The sequence below is a fragment of the Flavobacterium hercynium genome (assembly GCF_002217285.1).
Lineage (GTDB): Bacteria > Bacteroidota > Bacteroidia > Flavobacteriales > Flavobacteriaceae > Flavobacterium > Flavobacterium hercynium.
The window spans coordinates 296,737-319,662 of the sequence record NZ_MUGW01000017.1; the positions used below are offsets into that span (position 1 = coordinate 296,737).

The 22,926-nt window shown below is 35.2% G+C and carries 16 protein-coding genes and 1 riboswitch; of the genes, 15 read left to right on the top strand and 1 reads right to left on the bottom strand.

The annotated features are described in order from the left end of the window. Positions 1-59 precede the first annotated feature (59 nt). The 15 genes from B0A66_RS09175 (at position 60) to B0A66_RS09245 (ending at position 22,254) form a co-directional block, all read left to right on the top strand. Complete coding sequence (locus B0A66_RS09175; RefSeq protein WP_089049575.1) at positions 60-1,304, top strand: sulfate adenylyltransferase subunit 1; 1,245 nt, start codon at positions 60-62, stop codon at positions 1,302-1,304. A gap of 247 nt (positions 1,305-1,551) precedes the next feature. Continuing rightward, the gene (locus B0A66_RS09180) at positions 1,552-3,642 is read left to right on the top strand and encodes a HEPN domain-containing protein (protein WP_089049576.1); all 2,091 of its coding nucleotides are present in this window, start codon (positions 1,552-1,554) and stop codon (positions 3,640-3,642) included. Continuing rightward, positions 3,635-4,408: a uroporphyrinogen-III C-methyltransferase gene (cobA, locus tag B0A66_RS09185; RefSeq protein WP_089049546.1), complete on the top strand. Its 774-nt coding sequence runs from the start codon at positions 3,635-3,637 to the stop codon at positions 4,406-4,408. The genes B0A66_RS09180 and cobA overlap by 8 nt, the downstream gene beginning before the upstream one ends. Before the next feature lie 513 nt (positions 4,409-4,921). Further along, a complete protein-coding gene (locus tag B0A66_RS09190; protein WP_089049547.1) occupies positions 4,922-5,503 on the top strand; it encodes a precorrin-2 dehydrogenase/sirohydrochlorin ferrochelatase family protein in 582 nt (193 codons plus the stop codon). Between the two features lie 344 nt (positions 5,504-5,847). Continuing rightward, positions 5,848-6,900 (top strand): NAD(P)/FAD-dependent oxidoreductase, encoded by a 1,053-nt coding sequence (locus tag B0A66_RS09195; protein ID WP_089049577.1) that lies wholly within the window; start codon positions 5,848-5,850, stop codon positions 6,898-6,900. Positions 6,901-7,017: 117 nt separating this feature from the next. Next, positions 7,018-7,206: a hypothetical protein gene (locus tag B0A66_RS09200; protein ID WP_089049548.1), complete on the top strand. Its 189-nt coding sequence runs from the start codon at positions 7,018-7,020 to the stop codon at positions 7,204-7,206. A 143-nt stretch (positions 7,207-7,349) separates the two neighbouring features. Further along, positions 7,350-7,464: riboswitch (SAM riboswitch) on the top strand. A 398-nt stretch (positions 7,465-7,862) separates the two neighbouring features. After that, positions 7,863-8,867 carry a homocysteine S-methyltransferase family protein gene (locus tag B0A66_RS09205; RefSeq protein ID WP_089049549.1) on the top strand — a complete coding sequence of 335 codons (1,005 nt, stop codon included), beginning with the start codon at positions 7,863-7,865 and terminating at the stop codon, positions 8,865-8,867. Positions 8,868-9,283: 416 nt separating this feature from the next. After that, positions 9,284-12,364, top strand: coding sequence for a vitamin B12 dependent-methionine synthase activation domain-containing protein (locus B0A66_RS09210; RefSeq protein ID WP_089049550.1), 3,081 nt, complete (start codon positions 9,284-9,286; stop codon positions 12,362-12,364). Positions 12,365-12,463: 99 nt separating this feature from the next. Continuing rightward, a complete protein-coding gene (gene metF, locus B0A66_RS09215) occupies positions 12,464-13,420 on the top strand; it encodes a methylenetetrahydrofolate reductase [NAD(P)H] (protein ID WP_089049551.1) in 957 nt (318 codons plus the stop codon). A 60-nt stretch (positions 13,421-13,480) separates the two neighbouring features. Next, on the top strand, positions 13,481-14,134 hold the full coding sequence (locus B0A66_RS09220; RefSeq protein ID WP_089049552.1) for a class I SAM-dependent methyltransferase: 654 nt from the start codon (positions 13,481-13,483) through the stop codon (positions 14,132-14,134). A 97-nt stretch (positions 14,135-14,231) separates the two neighbouring features. Continuing rightward, positions 14,232-15,458, top strand: a complete 1,227-nt coding sequence (locus B0A66_RS09225; RefSeq protein WP_089049553.1) for a dicarboxylate/amino acid:cation symporter — start codon at positions 14,232-14,234, stop codon at positions 15,456-15,458. A gap of 94 nt (positions 15,459-15,552) precedes the next feature. Next, entirely contained in the window at positions 15,553-16,956 is a 1,404-nt protein-coding gene (locus B0A66_RS09230) for a pyridoxal phosphate-dependent decarboxylase family protein (RefSeq protein WP_089049554.1), read from the top strand. 335 nt (positions 16,957-17,291) lie between these two features. After that, positions 17,292-19,622 (top strand): TonB-dependent receptor, encoded by a 2,331-nt coding sequence (locus tag B0A66_RS09235; RefSeq protein ID WP_244283420.1) that lies wholly within the window; start codon positions 17,292-17,294, stop codon positions 19,620-19,622. A 78-nt stretch (positions 19,623-19,700) separates the two neighbouring features. After that, on the top strand, positions 19,701-20,978 hold the full coding sequence (locus tag B0A66_RS09240; protein WP_089049556.1) for a DUF4374 domain-containing protein: 1,278 nt from the start codon (positions 19,701-19,703) through the stop codon (positions 20,976-20,978). Positions 20,979-21,096: 118 nt separating this feature from the next. Next, positions 21,097-22,254 (top strand): PepSY-associated TM helix domain-containing protein, encoded by a 1,158-nt coding sequence (locus B0A66_RS09245; RefSeq protein ID WP_089049557.1) that lies wholly within the window; start codon positions 21,097-21,099, stop codon positions 22,252-22,254. Positions 22,255-22,344: 90 nt separating this feature from the next. Here the strand turns inward: B0A66_RS09245 and B0A66_RS09250 are convergent, their stop codons facing one another. Beyond that, positions 22,345-22,767: a hypothetical protein gene (locus B0A66_RS09250; protein ID WP_089049558.1), complete on the bottom strand. Its 423-nt coding sequence runs from the start codon at positions 22,765-22,767 to the stop codon at positions 22,345-22,347. Positions 22,768-22,926: the final 159 nt, after the last annotated feature.

The following is a 22,926-nucleotide window of genomic DNA, read 5'->3' on the forward strand; positions in this document are numbered from 1 at the left end:
GTAATAATTTAAAATATAACTCAGCTCCCTCCCTTTTGGGGAGGGCTGGGGAGGGGCTTATGGAAGTTTTAAAAATAGCAACAGCAGGAAGTGTAGATGACGGAAAAAGTACTTTGATCGGAAGATTACTGTACGACACAAAATCATTGACGACTGACAAGATAGAAGCAATAGAAAAAAGCAGTAAACAAAAAGGATATGATTATTTGGATTTCTCATTAGCAACCGATGGATTGGTAGCCGAAAGAGAACAAGGAATCACGATTGATGTAGCACATATCTATTTTTCGACTGCAAAGAAAAGTTACATCATTGCAGACACTCCGGGTCACGTAGAATATACCAGAAACATGGTTACAGGAGCTTCGACTTCACAGGTTTCTATCATTTTAATTGACGCCAGAAAAGGTGTAATTGAGCAAACGTATCGTCACTTTTTTATCAATAATTTATTGAGAGTAAAAGAAGTAATTGTAGCCATCAACAAAATGGACTTAGTTGATTACTCAGAAGAAGTTTTCAATAAAATCAAAGCCGATTTTCAAGCCTTAAATGCTAAAAGTACATTCAAGGAACAAAACGTAAGCTATATTCCGTTAAGTGCAATAAATGGCGGAAACGTAGTAGATCAGTCAAAAGATATGCCTTGGTACGATGGTCAAACCGTTCTGGAACATTTAGAAGGCTTAGATGCTGAAGATGTTTTTGAAGCAGGAAAAGCACGTTTCCCGGTTCAGACCGTAATTCGTCCAAAGACAGAAGAGTACCATGATTTTAGAGGATATGCCGGAAAATTATACGGAAACTCAATAAAAGTAGGTGATGCCGTAACTGTTTTGCCTTCGTTAACCGAATCAAAAGTTTCTAAAATTCACTTTTTCGATAAACAATTTGATGAAGCCGTTGCAGGATCTTCGATTACAATCGAATTAGAAAATGACATCAATGTAACAAGAGGCGATATGATTGTAAAATCATCAGAACTTCCAAAAATTGAAAAAGAAATCAGCACCACAGTATGCTGGATGGATAGCAAAAAACTAGTTCCGGGAACAAAATATATTGTACAGCACAACACAAATTCCGTTTTAGCAAAAGTAGAAAGTATCAAAAATACCATCTCAACAGACTATTCCGGAACAAAAGAAGCTTCACAATTAGCAATAAACGAAATAGGAGAAGTAAACATCAAATTAAGCAAGCCTTTATATTTTGATGCCTACAACGATAATAAATCAAACGGTGCTTTTATCTTAATCGATACAGCAACAAACACAACAGCAGGAGTAGGATTTATTAGGTAAACCTGCTTTAAGCTTTAAGCTATAGGCTGTATGCTTTTAGCAAAAAACGAAGAATCAAGGTTAGTAATAAGCTTAAGCTTATTACCTAAAACCTAAAGCAAGAAACACAAAGTTAATAAAGCTTAAAGCGTACAGCCTAGAGCCTACAGCAAAAACTAGATAAATCTGCTTTTAGCTAAAAATGTATAACAAGGTACGCAAGAAAGCTTACAGCTTATTGCCTAGAGCCTACAGCATTAAGAAACAAATGGAAAGTTTTAGAACAGAAATAGAAAATCCGATCGTTCAGAAAGAAATTATCGATCTTGAAAAAAAGATTCATTTATTCCGTGGAGGAAAAATTGATGACGAGCGTTTTCGTAGTCTGCGTTTAGCGCGTGGAATTTACGGACAACGTCAGGAAGGCGTTCAAATGATTCGTATTAAATTGCCATTTGGTAAGGTAACAAGCGAACAATTGGTGCGTATTACCAAAGTTTCTGATGAATATTCTACAGGACGTTTGCATATTACAACACGTCAGGACATTCAGATTCACTACGTAAGTTTAGACAGAACTCCGGAACTTTGGGCAAATTTAGCTAAAGACGATGTTACCTTGCGAGAAGCTTGTGGAAACACAGTTCGTAATATAACAGCGAGTGAATTAGCCGGTGTAGATGTAAACGAACCATTTGATGTTTCGCCTTATGCACATGCTTTATTCCAATACTTGTTGAGAAACCCTATTTGTCAGGAAATGGGACGTAAATTCAAAATTTCGTTCTCATCATCAGACGAAGATACCGCTTTGAGTTACCTGCATGATTTAGGATTTATTCCTAAAATCGTTGATGGTGTTCGAGGTTTCAAAATTATGCTTGGTGGAGGTTTAGGATCTCAGCCTGCGCATGCCGAATTGTTGACAGAATTTGTACCTGCCAATCAAATCATTCCAACAGCAGAAGGAGTAATTCGTATTTTCGACAGATACGGAGAACGTGCCAAAAGAATGAAAGCACGTTTAAAATTCTTAATCAAAGAAATAGGAAAAGATGCTTTCTTAGATTTAGTTGAAAAAGAGAAAAAAGCAATCGCTTTTGAAAGTTACGAAATAGATACGACCGCTTTTGAAACACCAATTCCAGAACCTTTATTAGCTGTTCCATCTGTTGAAATTGAGGATGCAGCAGCTTATGAAGCATGGAAAAAATCGAATGTAATCGCTCAAAAACAAGCAGGTTATTACGCAATAGGAATCAAAGTTTTATTAGGTGACTTTTATACCGATAAAGCAAGACTTTTAGCCGATTTAATAAAAAATTATGCAGCAAATGAATTACGTTTTTCATTGCGTCAAAATATTGTAATTCGACATGTAAAAGAAGAGAATCTTCCCTTCTTTTATCAGGAACTAGCCAAATTAGGATTTGTAGATTTAGGCTATAATTCTACAGCAGATATTACAGCATGTCCGGGTACAGATACATGTAACTTAGGAATTGCAAGCAGCACCGGAATTGCAGAAGAATTGGAAAAAGTTTTAAATGCAGAATATCCACAATACCTGAATAACCACGAAATCGAAATCAAAATTAGTGGTTGTATGAATGCCTGCGGACAGCACAATATGTCAGCAATTGGATTTCAGGGAATGTCTATCAACTCAGGCAAACTAGTAGCGCCAGCGCTTCAGGTTTTGTTAGGTGGAGGAAAATTAGGAAACGGATCAGGACGCTTTGCAGATAAAGTAATCAAAATTCCAAGTCGTAGAGGACCAGATGCTTTACGTACCATTTTGAATGATTTTGATGCCAACGCAAACGGACAAAAATTCCTGAATTATTATGATGAAAAAGGAGAGAAATATTTTTATGAAATCTTAAAACCTTTCTCAGACGTAACCAATTTAACAGAAGCTGATTTCGTAGACTGGGGAAATGCAGACAACTACGTAAAAGCAGTTGGAGTTGGAGAGTGTGCGGGCGTTGTAATAGATTTAGTAGCGACTTTATTATTAGAAGCCAAAGACAAATTAACCTTTGCACAAGAATCATTCGACGAAAGCAAATGGTCAGATGCCATTTATCATGCCTATGCAGGATTTGTAAACGGAGCCAAAGCATTATTGCTTTCTGAAAACGAAAAAACAAATAATCACGCAGGAATTGTTGATTTATTTGACACTGTTTTTGTTGAAAAAGGAAAAATTGAATTGCTAAAAACATTCAGAGAATTAGTATATCAAATCAATCAAAATGAACCTTCAGAAGCGTTTGCAAAACAATACATTCAAGAAGGAATAGCATTTTTTGAAGTAATAGAAAAATATAGAGCCCAAGAATTAGCCAATGCTTAATATCAAACCAAAAGTAACTTTAGTAGGTGCGGGTCCCGGAGATCCGGATTTGCTTACGCTCAAAGGCGTAAAAGCACTTGCTGAGGCGAATGTGGTTTTGTACGATGCACTGGCAAATGATGAAATATTAGCCCACGCTCCTAAAAATGCTATCAGAATATTTGTTGGCAAGAAAATAGGAAATCATGCCTATACGCAAGATCAGATCAATCAACTAATTGTAGACAATGCACTGACTTACGGAAATGTAGTGAGGTTAAAAGGCGGAGATCCTTTTATTTTCGGACGTGGAAGCGAAGAAATAGAATTTGTAGAAAGCTTTGGAATTCCAACAATAGTAGTACCGGGAATTTCTTCGGTAGTTGCTGTGCCGGCGAGTTTGGGAATATCGATTACAAAAAGAGGCGTTTCAGAAAGCTTTTGGGCAATTACAGGAACAACATCCGATAGAAAATTATCGTCAGATGTAGCCTTGGCAGCACAATCATCTGCAACAGTTGTTATTTTAATGGGCATGCACAAATTGTCCCAAATAATAGAGTTGTTTCAAAAAGAGAACAAAGGTAATTTACCTGTAGCCATCATACAAAACGGAACAACAGCCGAAGAAAAAGTCGGAATTGGAACAGTAGATTCGATTGTAGCCATTGCAAAAGAGCAACAATTAAGTTCACCCGCCATTATTGTTTTAGGAGACGTTGTTCGCGAAAGCAATAAATTAAAAGGATTTTACGAAGAGTTTTTATCAAAAGAAATTGCAAGATAAAGTTCCGTAGGAACGGTTGATATTGTAGCGTCGGGTTTTAACCCGATGAAATTAAAAGGATTTTACGAAGAATTTTTATCAAAAGAAATTGCAAGATAAAGTTCCGTAGCAACGGTTGATATTGTAGCGTCGGGTTTTAACCCGATGAAATTAAAAGGATTTTACGAAGAGTTTTTATCAAAAGAAATTGTTAGATAAAGTTCCGTAGGAACGATTGATATTGTAGCGTCGGGTTTCAACCCGATGAAATTAAAAGGATTTTACGAAGAGTTTTTATCAAAAGAAATTGCAAGATAAAGTTCCGTAGGAACGATTGATATTGTAGCGTCGGGTTTCAACCCGATAAAATTAAAAGGATTTTACGAAGAATTTTTATCAAAAGAAATCGCAAGATAAAGTTCCGTAGGAACGATTAATATTGTAGCATCGGGTTTCAACCCGATGAGATTTCAAAGATTTCAGCACAATGAAATAAAAAATCATCTAATTTTGATTGGATGAAAATAAATTAAAATGGAACAAAACGAATTATATCCAGTATTCTTAAAGCTTCACAAGCTAAATGTTTTAATTGTAGGCGGAGGAAATGTGGGGTTAGAAAAGCTTTCTTTTTTATTAAAATCCAGTCCAAACGCCAATGTTGAGGTCGTAGCACCAGATTTTCATTTAGAGATTAAGGTCCTGGCAGAAAATCACCCTTCTGTAAAACTAACAGAAAAGAAGTTTAAGAAAAAAATGCTCAAAAAGCGCCACATGGTAATTGCCTGTACAGATGATTTAAAAGTCAATAAAAGAGTATATGATTTATCCAGAAAGCGCTATTTGATTTGTAATATAGCCGATACCCCCGATTTATGTGACTATTATTTAGGAGGTATTGTAACAAAAGGGAATGTGAAAATTGCCATTTCAACCAACGGAAAATCACCAACAACCGCAAAAAGACTGCGGGAGTTTTTTGAAGAAATTATTCCGGAAGATATCAATCAAATGGTAGAGAATCTCAACGAATACCGAAAAACTTTAAAAGGCGATTTTGAAGAAAAGGTTAAGAGGATGAATGAGATTACGGCTTCATTGAAAAATAAAGAATAGTAAGAGTTCCGGAGGAACGACAAATTTTGTAATATCGGGTTTTAACCCGATGAGAAAAGAGGAATGAAATTACAGCTTCATTGAAAAATAAAGAATAGTAAGAGTTCCGGAGGAACGGCAAATTTTGTAGCATCGGGTTTTAACCCGATGAGAAAAGGAGGAACGGCAAATTTTGTAGCATTGGGTTTTAACCTGATGAGAAAAGAGGAACGACAAATTTTTGTAGCGTCGGGTTTTAACCCGATGAAAAAAAGCGCAAAGAAAATCAATGATAAAAATCATTGTCAGAAGAATAATTTATTCGTTTCTTTGTATTATTAAGAATGATTATAAACAACAACATAATGATTAAAACAGATATACTTATAATTGGAGCAGGGCCAACAGGTTTATTTGCCGTTTTCGAGGCAGGATTACTAAAATTAAAATGTCATATTCTAGATGCATTGCCACAAGCAGGAGGACAACTTTCAGAATTGTATCCTAAAAAGCCTATTTATGATATTCCTGGATTTCCGGAAGTATTAGCAGGAGATTTAATTGATGGATTGCAAGAGCAAATCAAACAATTCGAACCAGGTTTTACTTTAGGCGAGCGTGCAGAAACAATCGAAAAACAAGAAGACGGGTCCTTTATCGTAACGTCTAATAAAGGAACTAAATTTCATGCACCGGTTATTGCCATTGCAGGAGGTTTAGGAAGTTTTGAGCCACGTAAACCACTTATCGAAGATATCGAGTTTTATGAAGACAAAGGAGTAAAATACTTCATCAAAAATCCTGAAAAATTCAGAGACAAAAGAGTTGTTATTGCAGGAGGAGGAGATTCAGCATTAGACTGGAGTATTTTCTTAGCCAATATAGCATCAGAAGTAACCTTAATTCACCGTAGAAATGAATTTAGAGGTGCTTTAGACTCTGTTGAAAAAGTACAGGAATTAAAAACTGCAGGAAAAATTAAATTAATTACACCAGCAGAAGTAATTGGAATCAATGGTGCAGAACACGTTGAATCATTAGATATCGAAGAAAACGGAGCACACCGTAAAATCGAAACAGATTACTTTATTCCACTTTTTGGATTAACGCCAAAATTAGGACCAATTGCAGATTGGGGCTTAGAAATCGAAAAAAATGCGATCAAAGTAAACAATGCTTTAGATTATCAGACAAACATTCCTGGAATCTTCGCAATTGGAGACGTTAACACCTATCCTGGAAAATTAAAGTTAATCCTTTGTGGATTCCACGAAGCAACTTTAATGTGTCAGGCAGCATATGCAATCATCAATCCGGGTAAAAAGTATGTATTAAAATATACAACGGTTTCCGGAGTAGACGGTTTCGACGGAACTCGTAAAGAAGCTCCTAAAGCAGTTGTTAAAGCGATTGTTTAAGGAAGCTACTAAGGTACTGAGTTGCTAAGCAGCTAAGACATTTACTATATAAAGCTCAAACTTGTAATAGTTTGGGCTTTTTTATTATAATTTTTACTTTATTAATTTTTAGCATTTATGGATTTAGAAAAAGATAATAGTAGCCCTATTTTAGATCAAAAAGATTGGTTCAATACTTTATCAGAAGAAGAGTTAAAAGAAATAGAAATAGGAATTGAGCAAGCAAAAAATAATCAATTCACTGATCATGAAGAAGTGATGAAAATATTCTTGAAATATAAGGCTAAAAATCTAGGTAAATTCTAAACTTAGAACCTGAGAATCTCAGCATCTTAGCCCCTTAAAAAGAAAACTTAGAACCTCAGTTTCTTAGTCCCTTACTATCTTTAAAAAAAACTTGCAATTGTTCAGCTTATGTCTTTACTTTGCACTGTTCTTAAAATTACTGAAAGTTATCACGAAAGGCGGAGGGAAAGACCCAATGAAACCTTAGCAACCCTTTATCATAAAGAAGGTGCTACATTCTACTTAATACTAATTCACAGTATTTAAGATAGATAACACAAATACATAAAAGTATTTCCCAAAACACTTCCTGACAACATACAATATAATTTTACCGAATTCACTTTGGTATCATGAGCGAATCATTGACGCATTTTTGCCATCAATCGTTCCCGCTTTCGCCTTTATCTCTCCATTTCATTACGAGGATATCGGCTCCATCGGGGCTAGTTAGCCATCAATAGTGAATTTTTAGAATTAATATGAATCAAAACACGTATCCTAGCAGGTTTCCAAAACTTGTTAGGTATGTTTTAATTATAGAATTTTTGAAATTAATGTGAATCAAAAACGCGTATCCTAACAGGTTTCCAAAACCTGTTAGGTATGTTTCAATAATAGAATAAAAACTTAGCAACTCAGAACCTCAGTGTCTTAGTAGCTAAAACATAAAAGATATGTCAATAACAATTCAGGAAGCAATAAAAAAAAATATCCTAATCCTTGACGGAGCAATGGGAACCATGTTGCAGCGCTATAATTTCTCCGAAGAAGATTTTCGTGGAGAGCGTTTCAAAGATTTCCCACATCCCCTAAAAGGAAACAACGATTTACTATCCATAACACAACCACAAGCCATTCGCGATGTTCACGCCGCTTATTATGAAGCGGGTGCAGACATCGTAGAAACCAATACTTTTTCAGGAACAACAATTGGTATGGCCGATTATTTCCTGGAAGAGTTGGTTTACGAGTTAAATTACGAATCGGCTAAAATTGCCCGTGAAGTAGCAGATGAGTATACAGCTAAAAATCCTGAAAAACCACGTTTTGTTGCAGGTTCAATAGGACCAACAAACCGTACAGCGAGCATGTCGCCAGATGTAAACGATCCCGGTTACAGAGCCGTAACATTCGATGATTTGCGTATTGCCTACAAAGAACAAGTAGAAGCTTTGATGGATGGAGGTTGTGATTTATTATTGGTAGAAACAATCTTCGACACCTTAAATGCTAAAGCAGCACTTTTTGCCATCGAAGAAGTAAAAGACGAACGTAATATCGATATTCCGATAATGGTTTCAGGAACGATTACAGATGCCTCAGGAAGAACACTTTCCGGACAAACCGTAGAAGCATTCCTGATCTCAGTATCACACATTCCGTTATTAAGCGTAGGATTCAATTGTGCATTAGGAGCTGATTTGCTAAAACCATATTTGAAAACATTAGCACAGCATACTAGTTTTAATGTTTCAGCACATCCAAATGCAGGATTACCAAACGCATTCGGACAATATGATGAAACACCAGAACAAACTCAGGCATTCATCAAAGAATATTTAGATGATAATTTAATCAACATTATTGGAGGTTGTTGCGGAACAACTCCGGATCACATCAGATTAATTGCTGAAGTGGCAAAGGATTATAAGCCAAGAGTTGCTCCGGTATTTGCGTAGTGTTTACATTTCCTGCAAGGTTTTCGAAACCTTGTAGGTATAAATTTGGACGACGAATAAAAAAGTAAACCTACAAGGTTTCGAAAACCTTGCAGGTTGAGAGCAGAGAATAAATGTGTTTTCCGCTAGCGCGAGCTTCCAGCTCGTGCCCGCAAAGAAAAAGACAATAAAAACCTCGGAAAAATATACGTTTGTTTTGAAACTGAGTTTGCGTGAGGGATAGAAGCGGCTAGCCCACAGCCTGACGAAGGAAGGGCGAGGACTAATAGCGGATAGCCCGGCCCTTGGGACACGCCCAAAATAAGAATAGTAGAAAATACATACCAGCAAGGTTTTAAGCACCTTGTAGAAAATAAGACAAAGAATAAAAAAACTTAGAACCTAAACCACTTAGGAACTCAGTAACTTAAAAAGAAATGGCAGAAAACAGAAGAGACCTTGTATTAGCAGGATTAGAACCGTTGATTATTACGCCCACCAGTGTATTTGTAAACATTGGAGAACGTACGAATGTAACTGGTTCCAGAAAATTCCTTCGCTTAATCAAGGAAGAGAAATATGACGAGGCGCTTGATATTGCAAGACAGCAGGTAGAAGGAGGAGCACAGATCATCGATATTAATATGGATGAAGGAATGCTTGATGGAGTTCAGGCAATGACAAAGTTTTTGAACTTAATTGCATCAGAACCTGATATTTCGAGAGTACCTATTATGATCGACAGTTCGAAATGGGAAATCATTGAAGCAGGTCTGAAAGTAGTACAAGGAAAAAGTGTTGTAAACTCGATTTCGTTAAAAGAAGGAGAAGAAGCCTTTGTTCACCACGCCAAATTAATTAAACGTTACGGAGCGGCAGCCATCATTATGGCTTTTGACGAAGTAGGTCAGGCCGATAATTTTGAGCGAAGAGTCGAAATTTGTCAGCGTTCGTATGATATCTTAGTCAATAAGGTAGGTTTTCCTCCGCAGGATATTATTTTCGATTTAAATATTTTCCCAGTTGCTACCGGAATGGAAGAGCACCGCTTAAATGCGCTTGACTTTTTCAGAGGTACAAAATGGGTTCGCGATAATTTGCCACACGCACATATTAGTGGTGGAGTAAGTAACGTATCCTTCTCCTTTAGAGGAAATGATACCGTTCGTGAAGCGATGCACTCTGTATTTTTATACCACGCGATCAAGAACGGAATGACAATGGGAATCGTAAATCCGGAAATGCTTTCGATTTACGATGATATTCCAAAAGACCTGTTAGAACACGTAGAAGACGTAATTCTGGACAGACGTGACGATGCTACAGAACGACTTTTGGATTTTGCTGAGAACGTAAAAGGCGAAGTAAAATCAGATGAAAAAGCAATTCAGGAATGGCGTTTAGGAACCGTTCAGGAACGTATCACACATTCACTAGTAAAAGGAGTAGATGCTTTTATTGAAGAAGATGTTGAAGAAGCCCGATTAGCAGCAACTAAACCAATCGAAGTTATCGAAATCAATTTGATGACGGGAATGAATGTCGTAGGAGATTTATTCGGAACTGGAAAAATGTTCCTGCCACAGGTAGTAAAATCAGCACGTGTAATGAAAAAAGCAGTGGCGTATTTGTTGCCATTTATAGATGCGCAAAAACGCCCCCCAGCCCCCGAAGGGGGAGTGAAAACCTCACAACATTGGGAAACGGCAAATCCAATTAATTATGGATTACTGAAACAATTTTCTCTTGAAATGAGAAATAAACCTACTGAAACGGAAAGTATTCTGTGGGAACAATTGAGAGGTAAACAATTGGAAGGATATAAGTTTAGAAGACAGCATATTATTGGGGATTATATCGCCGATTTTGTATGTTTAAAAGAACGCATTATAATTGAAGTTGATGGATTAATTCATCAATTACCAGAAAATATAGCAAGTGATTTAGAAAGAACTGCTTGGCTAAATAATGAAGGTTTTCAAGTTTTAAGATTTACAAATAAAGAAATTTTAACAGGATTAGAGAAAGTCTTAGCTACAATTAAAGATGCATTAGAGGCTCCCCCTTCGGGGGCGGGGGGGGCTGGAAAGATACTAATTGCTACTGTGAAAGGAGACGTTCACGATATTGGAAAAAATATTGTTTCAGTAGTTTTGGCATGTAACAATTACGAGATTGTAGATCTTGGTGTTATGGTGCCTCCGGAAAAAATTATTGCTGCAGCCATCGAACATAATGTAGATATTATTGGGCTAAGCGGATTGATTACGCCTTCACTTGATGAAATGGTGTATCTGGCAAAAGAATTAGACAAACAAGGAGTTAAAATCCCGATTATGATTGGTGGAGCAACCACATCGCGTGCACATACAGCCGTGAAAATTGCACCACAATATAGAGAAACCGTAATTCACGTAAACGATGCTTCGAGAGCCGTTACTGTTGCCGGGAATCTATTAGATCACAATCGTAAAATATATGCCAGCGATATTCGTGCAGAATATGATGCGTTTAGAGAAACGTTTTTAAATCGATCCAGAGATAAAAACTTCCTAACGATTGAGCAAGCAAGAAAAAACAAATTACAATTGGATTGGGAGGAGTACACACCAACGAAACCAAAAGTAATTGGAAAACAAATCATTGAAGTAGAACTGGATGTTTTGGTTCCGTATATTGACTGGACACCATTTTTCAGAACATGGGAATTGTTCGGGAAATATCCGGCAATCTTAACCGATGAGGTTGTGGGTAAAGAAGCAACTTCAGTTTTTGCAGATGCTCAGGCAATGCTGAAAGTAATTCTGGCAGACAAAAAATTATCTGCAAAAGGAATTTACGGCATTTTCCCTGCGAATCAGGTTGATGATGATGACATTGAATTGCGTGATGCAGACGGAAAAGTTTTAGAGAAATTCTTAACACTTCGTCAGCAATCGCAAAAAACAAAAGGAGCACCAAACATCGCTTTGTCTGATTTTATTCTGCCAAAAGATTCCGGAATTACCGATTACATAGGAGCATTTTGTGTAACAACCGGTTTTGGAGTAGACGAATGGGCAGCTGAATTCGAAAAAGATTTAGACGATTATAACTCCATTATGGTAAAAGCGCTGGCAGATCGTTTTGCAGAAGCTTTCGCCGAATATTTACACGAAAAAGTACGTCAGGAATTTTGGGGTTACGATGCAGAAGAATCACTTTCGACAGAAGACTTAATCGAAGAAAATTACAAAGGAATACGTCCGGCACCAGGATATCCGGCATGTCCCGATCACTTAGAGAAACCAACAATATGGAAACTCTTAAATGTAGCCGACGAAATTGGAGTAACCTTAACTGAAAGCATGGCCATGTGGCCGGCATCATCAGTATCTGGTTATTATTTCGGAAATCCAAAAAGTAAATATTTTGGACTAGGAAAAATAAAAGAAGATCAGGTAGTCGATTACGCCAAGCGACGCAACGTTCCAACAGATTATGCCATGAAATGGCTGAACCCTAATATTGCAGATTAGCCCCAACCCCCGAAGGGGGAAATAGAAAGGCATAATTAAATAACACAAACCTGATGACCCCTTTCAGGAATTTCCCCTTTGGGGGCTAGGGGGCCGATTATGAAAGTAACAGAACATATAGAAAATGCCAAAGGAAAAACATTATTCTCGTTTGAAATTATTCCGCCTCAGAAGGGCAAAAGTATTCAGGAATTATACGATAATATAGATCCGTTAATGGAGTTTCAACCACCATTTATTGATGTAACGACTTCTCGAGAAGAATATATTTATATCGATAAAGGGAATGGACTTTTGGATAAAAAACTAACGCGAATGCGTCCAGGAACACTGGGAATTTGCGCTTCTATAAAGCATAAATATAATGTAGATACCGTTCCACATGTACTTTGCGGAGGATTTACTAAAGAAGAGACGGAATACCTTTTAGTAGATTGTAATTATTTGGGAATTGACAACGTTATGGCTTTGCGTGGTGATGCCATGAAAGACGAACAATACTTTATGCCAAAAGCAGGTGGAAACGATTATGCTATTGATTTGGTAAAACAAATTAGCTTATTAAATCAGGGAAAATACCTTCACGAAGTAATGGATGCCGATAACAGAGCCAATTTTTGTATTGGTGTTGCAGGATATCCGGAGAAGCATTTAGAATCTCCTTCGTTGCAGTCAGATCTAAAAAGACTAAAAGAAAAAGTAGATGCAGGAGCAGATTATGTAGTAACACAGATGTTTTTTGACAATGCTAAGTATTTTACTTTTGTAGAGAAAGCAAGAGAAATGGGAATCACAGTTCCTATTATTCCAGGAATTAAACCTATTGCTGTTCAAAGACATTTACAAGTTTTGCCGCAGATTTTCCGCATCGATTTGCCAGAGGATTTAATTCATGCCGTTGATCAGTGTAAAAACAATGCACAGATCAAGCAAGTAGGGATTGAGTGGGCGATTCAGCAATCTTTAGAATTAAAAGCCGCCGGAGTTCCTGTGTTGCATTATTATTCAATGGGAAAATCAGAGAATATTCGCCAGATTGCAAGCAGTGTTTTTTAATGATTTGAACGTTTATCGTTTCGGACAATAAAACGTAGAATTTTCATAAATTTACGTATTATGAAACAAGAAGAATTACAAGCAATAGCATCTCAGTTAAAAAAACCGACTGGAGAAAAAGGAATAGAAATGGGAAACATGATGAATGAAACCAACATCAACATGACCCGCCATTCTATTCAGCACTTAAATAGTGTTTCCGGAAATACTATTTTAGAAATAGGTCACGGAAACGCAGGACATGTAGCCTATCTTTTGCAGCAAAAAGAAAATACAACATATTACGGACTGGAAATGTCTGAAATAATGTTTCAGGAAGCACAGGAAATCAATCATAAATTTCAAAGTGAAGGGCAAGCACATTTTGCCTTTTACGACGGAAATAATATACCGTTTCAAGATGCTTTTTTCGATAGAATTTTTACCGTAAACACCATTTATTTTTGGCAGCATCCAGAAGCATTCTTATTGGAGATTTACAGAGTTCTAAAAATTAAAGGAATATTCTGTATCACCTTTGCAGAAGAAAGTTTTATGAAACAGTTGCCTTTTACCCAATTCGAATTTGATCTTTACAGTACAGAAAAAGCAGAAAAATTAGTTGCGCAAACGAGCTTTAAAATCATTGGAAAGGAAACTTTGACAGAAAAAGTAAAAAGTAAAACAGGAGAATTGGTCGATCGTGCGTTTACAACAATAGTTTTAGAAAAATAAGAAAAAAGTTTCATTTTATTCTTTGCACTCTTTTTTTAATTACTTTAATTGATTTTTATTTCACGTACTTATTACTGACTTGTAACACAATAAAATTATGGAGGTTAAAAAAATCAATTTTCTAAAAAGTTATAGTAGCGTGCTTTTACTTTTGGGCGGAATAACGCTGGGCAGCATTCTGGGATTAGTTTTTGGAAAAGGTGTTGAAGTCATAAAACCATTTGGTGATATTTTTCTGAATTTGCTTTTTACAGCCATCATTCCACTGATTTTTTTCACCATTGCATCCTCAATTGCCAATTTAGAGCGAACAGAAAAGTTAGGAAAACTTTTTATTGTAATGCTAGCCGTTTTTTTAAGTACGCTTCTAATATCAGCACTGGTTATGATTTTCGCGGTGTATGTATTTCCAATCCATCAAAGTATTATTATTTCTAAACTTCCATTAGAAACTATTGAATCAGGAAGTGTTGGAGATCAAATTGCAAAGTTGGTTACCGTAAATGATTTCTTCGAATTATTAAGCCGAAAAAGCATGTTGGCTTTAATCATTTTTTCCTTTTTAATTGGTTTTGCAAGTTTGCAATCAGGAGAAAAAGGAAGTGGATTTAGAAATTTTCTGGATTCAGGAAACGAAGTCATGAAAAACCTTTTGATGATGATCATGAAATTAGCTCCAATTGGTTTGGGAGCCTATTTTGCATATCAGGTTGGAGTATTTGGTCCGCAATTGTTTGGAGCTTATGCCAAGCCATTAGGAATCTATTACGGCGCATGTGTATTTTACTTTTTTGTATTTTTTAGTTTGTATGCTTTTATAGCAGGAGGAAAAAAAGCGTTTAAAGTATTTTGGGGTAACAACATAACACCATCCTTAACAGCGATTGGAACCTGCAGTAGTATTGCCACAATTCCGGCGAATCTTGAAGCAGCTGAAAAAATGCAAATTCCCAGTCATGTACGAAACGTGGTGATTCCGCTTGGAGCACCTTTGCATAAAGATGGTTCCAGTATGTCGTCTATTCTAAAAATAACAGTGCTTTTTGCCATGTTCGGAAAAGATTTTACAGAGCCTTCAACCATACTTTTAGCATTAGGAATCACGGTAATTGTGTCGATCGTAGAAGGCGGAATTCCGAATGGAGGCTACATAGGTGAAGTTTTAGCCATCACAGTTTACGGTTTACCAATGGAACAGGCTTTACCCGTTGCAATGATCTTAGGAACTCTTGTTGACCCAATTGCGACATTGCTAAATGCAAATGGCGATCTTATTTCAGCAATGATGATCTCCCGGTTTTCTGAAAAAACCAAGTGGGAATAGTATTTTAATTCAAACTTTTTAATGGAATGCAAATTCGTGCAATACAATATTGTCACGGAGCATATTTATGATTAAAAACAAATAATAAAACAATATGAATGCAGTACTTCAACAAGATCTAAATGATTTTGAAAACATACTTAATCAGGCAAAAGAACAAGGAATTGCGTTTTTGAATAATTTAGAGAAAATACCAACGTCTACTACCAAATCAATAGATCCAAATCGAAATTTAAATAGCTTAGGATTAGGATCGTTAGCAACATTAGTAGAATTTAAAGAGCGATTAGCCCCTTTAATGGTCGCTTCACCCGGACCACGATATTTAGGATTTGTAACAGGTGGTTCAACGCCCGCTTCCATTGTTGGTGATTGGCTGGCATCAGTTTACGATCAAAATCCTCAGGCTTTAAAAGGTCAGGGTGGGACATCGGCTTTAATTGAATTTGAGACAATACATTTATTACTGCAATTATTAGACTTGCCCACAACATTCTCAGGAGGTTTTGTAACAGGAGCAACGATGTCTAATTTTACATGTTTGGGAGTGGCAAGACAATGGTTTGGCGCGCAATCAGGAAAAGATTTTGCTAAAAACGGTATATCAGAAACTATTAATATTCTAACCGCCACACCACACTCTTCTTCTGTAAAAACATTAGCGATGCTGGGCATTGGAAGTAATAATTATACCACCATTAAAACTGTAGAAGGCAACAGAGAAGCAATTGATCTAATCGATTTAGAGAAGGAGATTAAGAACTTAAACGGAAAACCTTTTATCTTGATTTCAAGCGCAGGAACCGTAAACACAGCAGATTTTGATGATTTTATAGCTATAGCAAAACTTAGAGAAAAATATAAATTTTGGTGGCATATCGATGCTGCTTTTGGCGGATTTGCTGCAGTGTCGGATAAATTTAAACACCTTACAGTAGGTTGGGAAGGAGCAGACAGCATTACGATCGATTGTCATAAATGGCTAAACGTTCCGTATGAAAGTGCTTTTTTCTTGGTAAAAAAAGAGCACATAAATTTACAAGTAGAAACTTTTCAAAATTCAAATGCACCTTATTTAGGAAATGCACTCGAAAACTTTAATTATCTAAATGTATTACCTGAAAATTCAAGACGTTTAAGAGCATTACCCGTTTGGTTTTCTTTGATCGCTTATGGAAAAACAGGTTTTCAGGATATCGTAGAAAATAGTGTTTCTCTCGCGTTACAATTTGGGGATGCATTATTGGAAGATGGAAATTATGAGTTACTGGCTCCCATTCGTTTAAACAATGTTTGTTTTACATTAAAAGGAGATTACAATCAGGAAAAAGTAGGGCAGTTTTTAACTCAAGTCAATGAAAGAGGCAACGTGTTTATGACGCCAACTGTATATCAGAACAAAAAAGGTATCAGAGCGTCTTTTGTGAATTGGCGTACGAAAGAAGATGATATTAAAATTATAATAGAAGAATTAAAGACCGTTTTCAAGATAATTTAATGGTTTAAAATTTCAATTTTACAAGTCCTGCTTATTCAGTTAAGCGGGACTTTTTTGTTTTTGCTTTATAGCGATTTATTTACAAATGATTGCTTCATTGTTTAACGAATTACTTTAGGAATCTAATATTATTTTAATGTTGAGTTAATTTAATCACAAGAAATTTAATTTTTTTTAACAATTCGGCAGTTTTTAGGTTAATTACAATCCTTATTTAGAATAATTAAATATAATTTGGAAAATCTGTTTTTACAAGTTAATTTTGTGCCAAATTTAATCCTCAACACATTTTTTGACTAATGCAATTAAAAAGAATAATAACCTTGTTCGTAATCTTGCTAACATCCTTACAGGGTTTTTCGCAAAATAGCAAAGTAAACTTAACTGGAATTGTTTTAACAGATAGTGGTCAGCCTGCCGCAGGGGTTGCAGTAGCTCTAAAAGGAACTACTTATTCAACTTTGACAGATGAAAATGGAGCTTATGAAATAAGCGCTGAACCGGGAAATTATACTTTAGTAGTAAGTTTTGTAGGTTACAAGTCAAAACAAACCAAGATTAATCTTCAAGCAGACCAAAAAGCACCAAAAATTACTATCGAAGAAGATATGGCCGCTTTAGAGGAAGTTCAGGTTAAAGGAAAATCAAAAGTGCAGCGAGTTAAAGAAGAGGCTTTTAATATCACAGCAGTTGATCTAAGACAACTTTACAATACATCTGCAGATCTAAATCAGGTATTAAACAGAACAACAGGAGTCCGTGTTAGAGAAACAGGAGGAATGGGATCGACCTTTAATTTTTCATTAAATGGTTTTTCAGGTGATCAGGTTAAATTCTTTATGGACGGAATTCCATTAGATAATTATGGACCTTCCTTTACATTGAATAATATTCCAACGAATATGGCAGAGCGAATCGATGTATATAAAGGTGTTGTTCCAATTGAATTAGGAGGAGATGCTTTAGGAGGAGCAGTAAACATCGTAACTAATAAGAATGTTAACCGATATATCGATGCTTCTTATAGTTTTGGATCTTTTAATACTCACAAGGCTGCAATAAATACTCGCTTTACAAGTAAAAATAATTTTGTAACCAATTTTAATGCTTTTCTGAATTATTCAGATAACAACTATGAAGTGGAGGCACCGATTCCAGATCCTATTTCTGGAGTTTTTGGACCACCGGAAAAGTTAAAACATTTTCATGATGCTTACAAGCAGGCAACAGTTATAGCAGAAGTTGGAGTAAAAGACAAAAAGTATGCTGATTATTTATTAGTTGGGGTTACAGGAAGTGCTAATAAAAAAGAGATACAACAAGGACCAACAATGTACAGAGTAGTTGGTGATGCATTTGATGATAGCCAAAATGTAGTTGCTTCTTTAAAATATAAAAAATCAAATTTATTTACCAAAGGGCTAACAGCAACATGGGCCGCATCTTATAACATAGCAGAGGAAAGAAAAGTAGATACTTCATCAAGAAGATTTACATGGAGAGGTCCTAGAACTGATGTACCGAATTATTTTAATTCAGGGGAGATTAATTCAGTAAAAACCCTAATGGTTTTTGATGTAAAATCTTTTCAAAGTAATGCTAATCTTAAGTATGAATTAAATGAGCATAATAATTTTGCTTTAAATTATACACACGTTGGTTACAAACGTAAAGAGGATAATGAATATATAACTACCGACCGACCGACTAAACCATTTTTAAACAAAAATATAGTTGGTTTTGCATACAATTTATCGGCACTGGAAAAAAGATTTTCATTTACTGCATTTGCAAAAACGATTGATTTAAAAGGTGAAGTAACAACAGATCCAGGTACAACTTCAGAATTGATTGTAAAACCATCTTTTAATAATTTTGGTTATGGTACAGCTGCAGCTTATTTTATAATTCCTGAAGAGCTGCAAGCTAAAGGTTCTTTTGAACATGCTTACAGAATGCCATCAGCTCTTGAACTATTGGGTGATGGTATAAGAGTAACTCCAAATCCGAATCTTCAACCTGAATCTAGTGACAATATTAACGTTGGACTTTCGTATAAGAAAATGTTTGGGATTCATTCATTTGGTATAGAAGGTAATTATATTTATAGGAGAGCTGATGATTTTATACAACAGAGACAAGATCAAAGCAATCCGCAAAAAAGTAAAGCCATTAATTATAAGAATGTTGAAGTAAGTGGATTTGACGGAGTGGTTCATTATGGATATAAAGAATGGTTGTTTTTTGATGTTAATGCAACGTACCAAAAAACATTAAATAAAGATAATACGGCTTCACCAGGTACAAATCAAATTAATTATTTGTATAACAAGCAAATACCAAACGTTCCAATTTTATACGGAAATGCTAATCTAGGATTTAACTTCAAGAAAATTAAATATGATGATGACTTCCTTACAGTTAATCTTTTAACTAGTTATTCAAGCAGCTATTATTTAAGAAGTCCTAATCTTGGAGAAACTGGTAAAAAAGAAATTCCTGAACAGCTTTTTTATTCAGCTTCGTTAGCGTATTCACTAAAAGATGGTCGTTATAATATTGGAGTTGAGTGCTACGATATAACAAACGTTAAATTATACGATTATTTTAATGTTCAAAAGCCAGGAAGGTCTTTTACTTTAAAACTTCGATATTTCTTTATGTAATTATTAAAAATCTATAAAAACTTTGTTCCTTCTTACCGCACTAATGTATTGGGGAATAATTAACTAAATCTAAATAATATGAGAACAATTAAAATTAAAAATCTATTAGCTCTTATGCTAATGTCTGTTACAATATTTTCATGTAGTAGTGATGATGCTGCTGAACCTGAAGTGGTTACTCCAGATCCTCAGCCAGTGGTTGTAAGTAAATATGTTTTAGGATATCAAACGGATACCTGGAACGAAAATTATTTATGGAGTTTTAGTTCATTAGATGAAATCATGACTGGAACGATTGATATGAATGGAAAAGGTATTGAACAAGGAGGTTCATATATTCCTGTTGCAAATACTTTATTTGCATTGGATAGTGAAGCTGAAGGAGCTGCTCCTTACTCTTTAAATGCAGCTTCTCAAGTAGTTGCAGGAACTCGTGTTTTAATAGAATCTCCTTTCGCTTATGGAGAAACAGACGATAATAAATTATTGATTATTGGTGCTTCATGGGGAGGTTCAACATCAAGTAGTGAGCTAATTATTTATGATCCAGTAAAACAATTAATTACAGGACGTAAATTTGATGATTTTGCAACTAGCGCTGGTCGTTTTGACTTTCCTACGGGAGTAACTGTTGTTGGAGATAAAGTTTTTGTTACTGTTTTCAACAGAGATGCTAGTGAAAACTGGGATATCGATCAAACAAATGCTTACGTAAGAGTTTACGATTATCCATCATTAAACTTTGTTAAGAGAATTGCAGATCCACGTACTACAGCAGCTGGTATGTATTACACTAATACAGGTATTATTCGTACTGAGTCAGGAAATGTTTATACATTTTCTTCAAATGCTAAAGCAGGTGGATATAGTAATCCATCTACGACAATTAATTCTGGAATCCTAAGAATTAACAAAGGACAAACTGATTTTGATGCATCTTACTTTTTTGATATTCAAGCAAGTTCATTAGGAGGTAAAGTATTAGCTGCTTATCCAATCGGAGGAGAGAAAGCATTTATTGTTTATATTCCAACTGCAGATGATACTTTAGAATGGGGCTTCTTACGTCACTATAGTTTTGCTTTTAAATCTGCTATTATAGATTTACCAACTAAAAAAATCACTCCAGTAACAGGATTACCTGGACATGCAGGTGATAATTACTTTGGTATTGGAAGTTTGTACTATGAAGCTGGAAATGCTTACAAAGCTTTTGTAACTAACGACGAAGTTAGAATTTACAAGATAAATCTTGAAACTGGTGCAGCTACTGCTGGTGCAAAAGTAACTGGAGGTGGAACTGATATTTCAGCAATTGCTAAATTAACGCATACAACTCCTGCAGCTACAAAATAATTTTTTGTTTTTTAAATAATATCTTAACCATATAATCAATGCCTTTAATGGTTTTGATTATATGGTTTTTTTTTAATACTAATGATTTCACTTTTGTTGAAATATAAAGGATTCAGGAATGTCTACTACTAAAACACTAAAAAAAACAAAACAAAAATCCCGCTTTTCAAGAATAAACGCTTGGCTGCATTTGTGGTTAGGAATAGGTTCCGGAATAATTGTAGTGATTATGGCGGTTACAGGTTGCATTTTGGTTTTTGAACAAGAAATAAAAAGTCTGACATCGCCGTGGTTGCATGTTGAAGCACAAAGTCCGGAACAATTATTACCACCTTCTAAAATTTATGCGGCTGTAAAAGAAGCATTACCCAATAAAGAAATTCATGGTGTTTGGTACAATGGTTTAGATAAAACGGTAAAAGTAGATATCGAATCAGATTCTTTGATTTATGTGAATCCGTATAATGGTAAAATTTCCGGAATTGTAGATCACGAAGATTTTTTTCATATTATCGATGAAGGGCATCGTCATCTTTGGTTGGATGATGAGATAGGAACACAAATTACGGCTTGGGCTACCTTTATATTCTTCTTTTTACTCATTAGCGGACTCATTCTTTGGTTTCCAAAAAAATGGAATAAAACGACTATTAACAGTAGTTTTAAAATAAAATGGAAAGCTAATTTTAAGCGTTTGAATTACGATTTACATAACGTAATGGGCTTTTACACGATTATCCTGGCAATGCTTATTGCGTTTACAGGACTTGTTATGAGTTTTCATTGGTTACGCGAAAGCACCTACTGGATAGCAGGTGGCTGGGCAGATGAAAAGGATAAAAAAGAACAGGTTGTAGCGGTTAAAAACGATTCCACATCAAAACAACAATTAGATAAGTTTGCTGCTGCCGATTTTATTTGGAAAAAGGTGCGAACAGAAATCGCAATAGAAAACAAAGAAGCTGTTATCATTCATTTTCCAGATGAACCGAAAGACGATTTTTATGCTTGTACAGATATGCATAATGGAGTTTGGAGAGATCTGCACTTTGATTCAAAAACATTAGAATTACTGCCAAAATCACACAAATATATTAGCGACGAGCGGTTTTCAAAATGGCTCATGCGTTCTAATTATAGTCTCCACGTTGGAGCGATTGGAGGTTTGTTTACCAAAATCATCTATTTTACTGCTAGTTTAATATGTGCAAGTTTACCAATCACCGGTTTTTATATTTGGTGGGGAAGAAAGAAAAAAACAAAGACTAAGAGTTAGTTATTAGTTGCCTTTTACATAATTCATTAAAAGAAGAAGCTTTTTGAAAAATATACTTTTCAAAAAGCTTTTTCTTTTTTCAGGGTTATATTATTCAAGATTAAATTCTTTAATCTTCTTTTTTACATATTTTTTATTTTTTAATTTAATTAGATCATCGCCTGTTACATGCTTAACAGATAATTTGTGTATAAGGCTAAGCGGGGTATAAAAAAAATAATTATTCTTGTCTTTTAATGGAAATCGGAAAATCTTATTTTTTATCGTAAAGAAGAAAAGACGAAAATAAGGAACTGTTATTTTTATAGAATCACTTGTATACTGACGTACGATGCAGTTTTGATATCCGGGATGTAGTCTTTTATCGTTGACTTTGATATCTGCAAGCCACATAGAAAGCCTGTCATTATTTATTATTATAACATTTTTTGTTTGATTTTCCTGCCCGTATGATAAACAGGAAATCAACAAACAAAATAATATAAGTTTTTTGAAAATATGTAAATCAATCATGTTTAATAGAATTAATTGTATTTAAAGAAAAATGAGGTTGTATAATTTTTGGAATAACAATCGTTATAACTACGAATGTAAAAATGAAGATTTATAATTACCGATAAATTAAGACATTTAATATTTTTGAAATAAAAGAAAGTTTTATTTTAAAAATTA

Coding starts and splice junctions, on each gene's coding strand:
- metF (WP_089049551.1), top strand. CDS start 12,464: ATGAAAGTAACAGAACATATAGAAAATGCCAAAGGAAAAACATTATTC.
- B0A66_RS09230 (WP_089049554.1), top strand. CDS start 15,553: ATGAATGCAGTACTTCAACAAGATCTAAATGATTTTGAAAACATACTT.
- B0A66_RS09200 (WP_089049548.1), top strand. CDS start 7,018: ATGGATTTAGAAAAAGATAATAGTAGCCCTATTTTAGATCAAAAAGAT.
- B0A66_RS09250 (WP_089049558.1), bottom strand. CDS start 22,767: ATGATTGATTTACATATTTTCAAAAAACTTATATTATTTTGTTTGTTG.
- cobA (WP_089049546.1), top strand. CDS start 3,635: ATGCTTAATATCAAACCAAAAGTAACTTTAGTAGGTGCGGGTCCCGGA.
- B0A66_RS09245 (WP_089049557.1), top strand. CDS start 21,097: ATGTCTACTACTAAAACACTAAAAAAAACAAAACAAAAATCCCGCTTT.
- B0A66_RS09195 (WP_089049577.1), top strand. CDS start 5,848: ATGATTAAAACAGATATACTTATAATTGGAGCAGGGCCAACAGGTTTA.
- B0A66_RS09205 (WP_089049549.1), top strand. CDS start 7,863: ATGTCAATAACAATTCAGGAAGCAATAAAAAAAAATATCCTAATCCTT.
- B0A66_RS09225 (WP_089049553.1), top strand. CDS start 14,232: ATGGAGGTTAAAAAAATCAATTTTCTAAAAAGTTATAGTAGCGTGCTT.
- B0A66_RS09190 (WP_089049547.1), top strand. CDS start 4,922: ATGGAACAAAACGAATTATATCCAGTATTCTTAAAGCTTCACAAGCTA.
- B0A66_RS09210 (WP_089049550.1), top strand. CDS start 9,284: ATGGCAGAAAACAGAAGAGACCTTGTATTAGCAGGATTAGAACCGTTG.
- B0A66_RS09180 (WP_089049576.1), top strand. CDS start 1,552: ATGGAAAGTTTTAGAACAGAAATAGAAAATCCGATCGTTCAGAAAGAA.
- B0A66_RS09175 (WP_089049575.1), top strand. CDS start 60: ATGGAAGTTTTAAAAATAGCAACAGCAGGAAGTGTAGATGACGGAAAA.
- B0A66_RS09240 (WP_089049556.1), top strand. CDS start 19,701: ATGAGAACAATTAAAATTAAAAATCTATTAGCTCTTATGCTAATGTCT.
- B0A66_RS09220 (WP_089049552.1), top strand. CDS start 13,481: ATGAAACAAGAAGAATTACAAGCAATAGCATCTCAGTTAAAAAAACCG.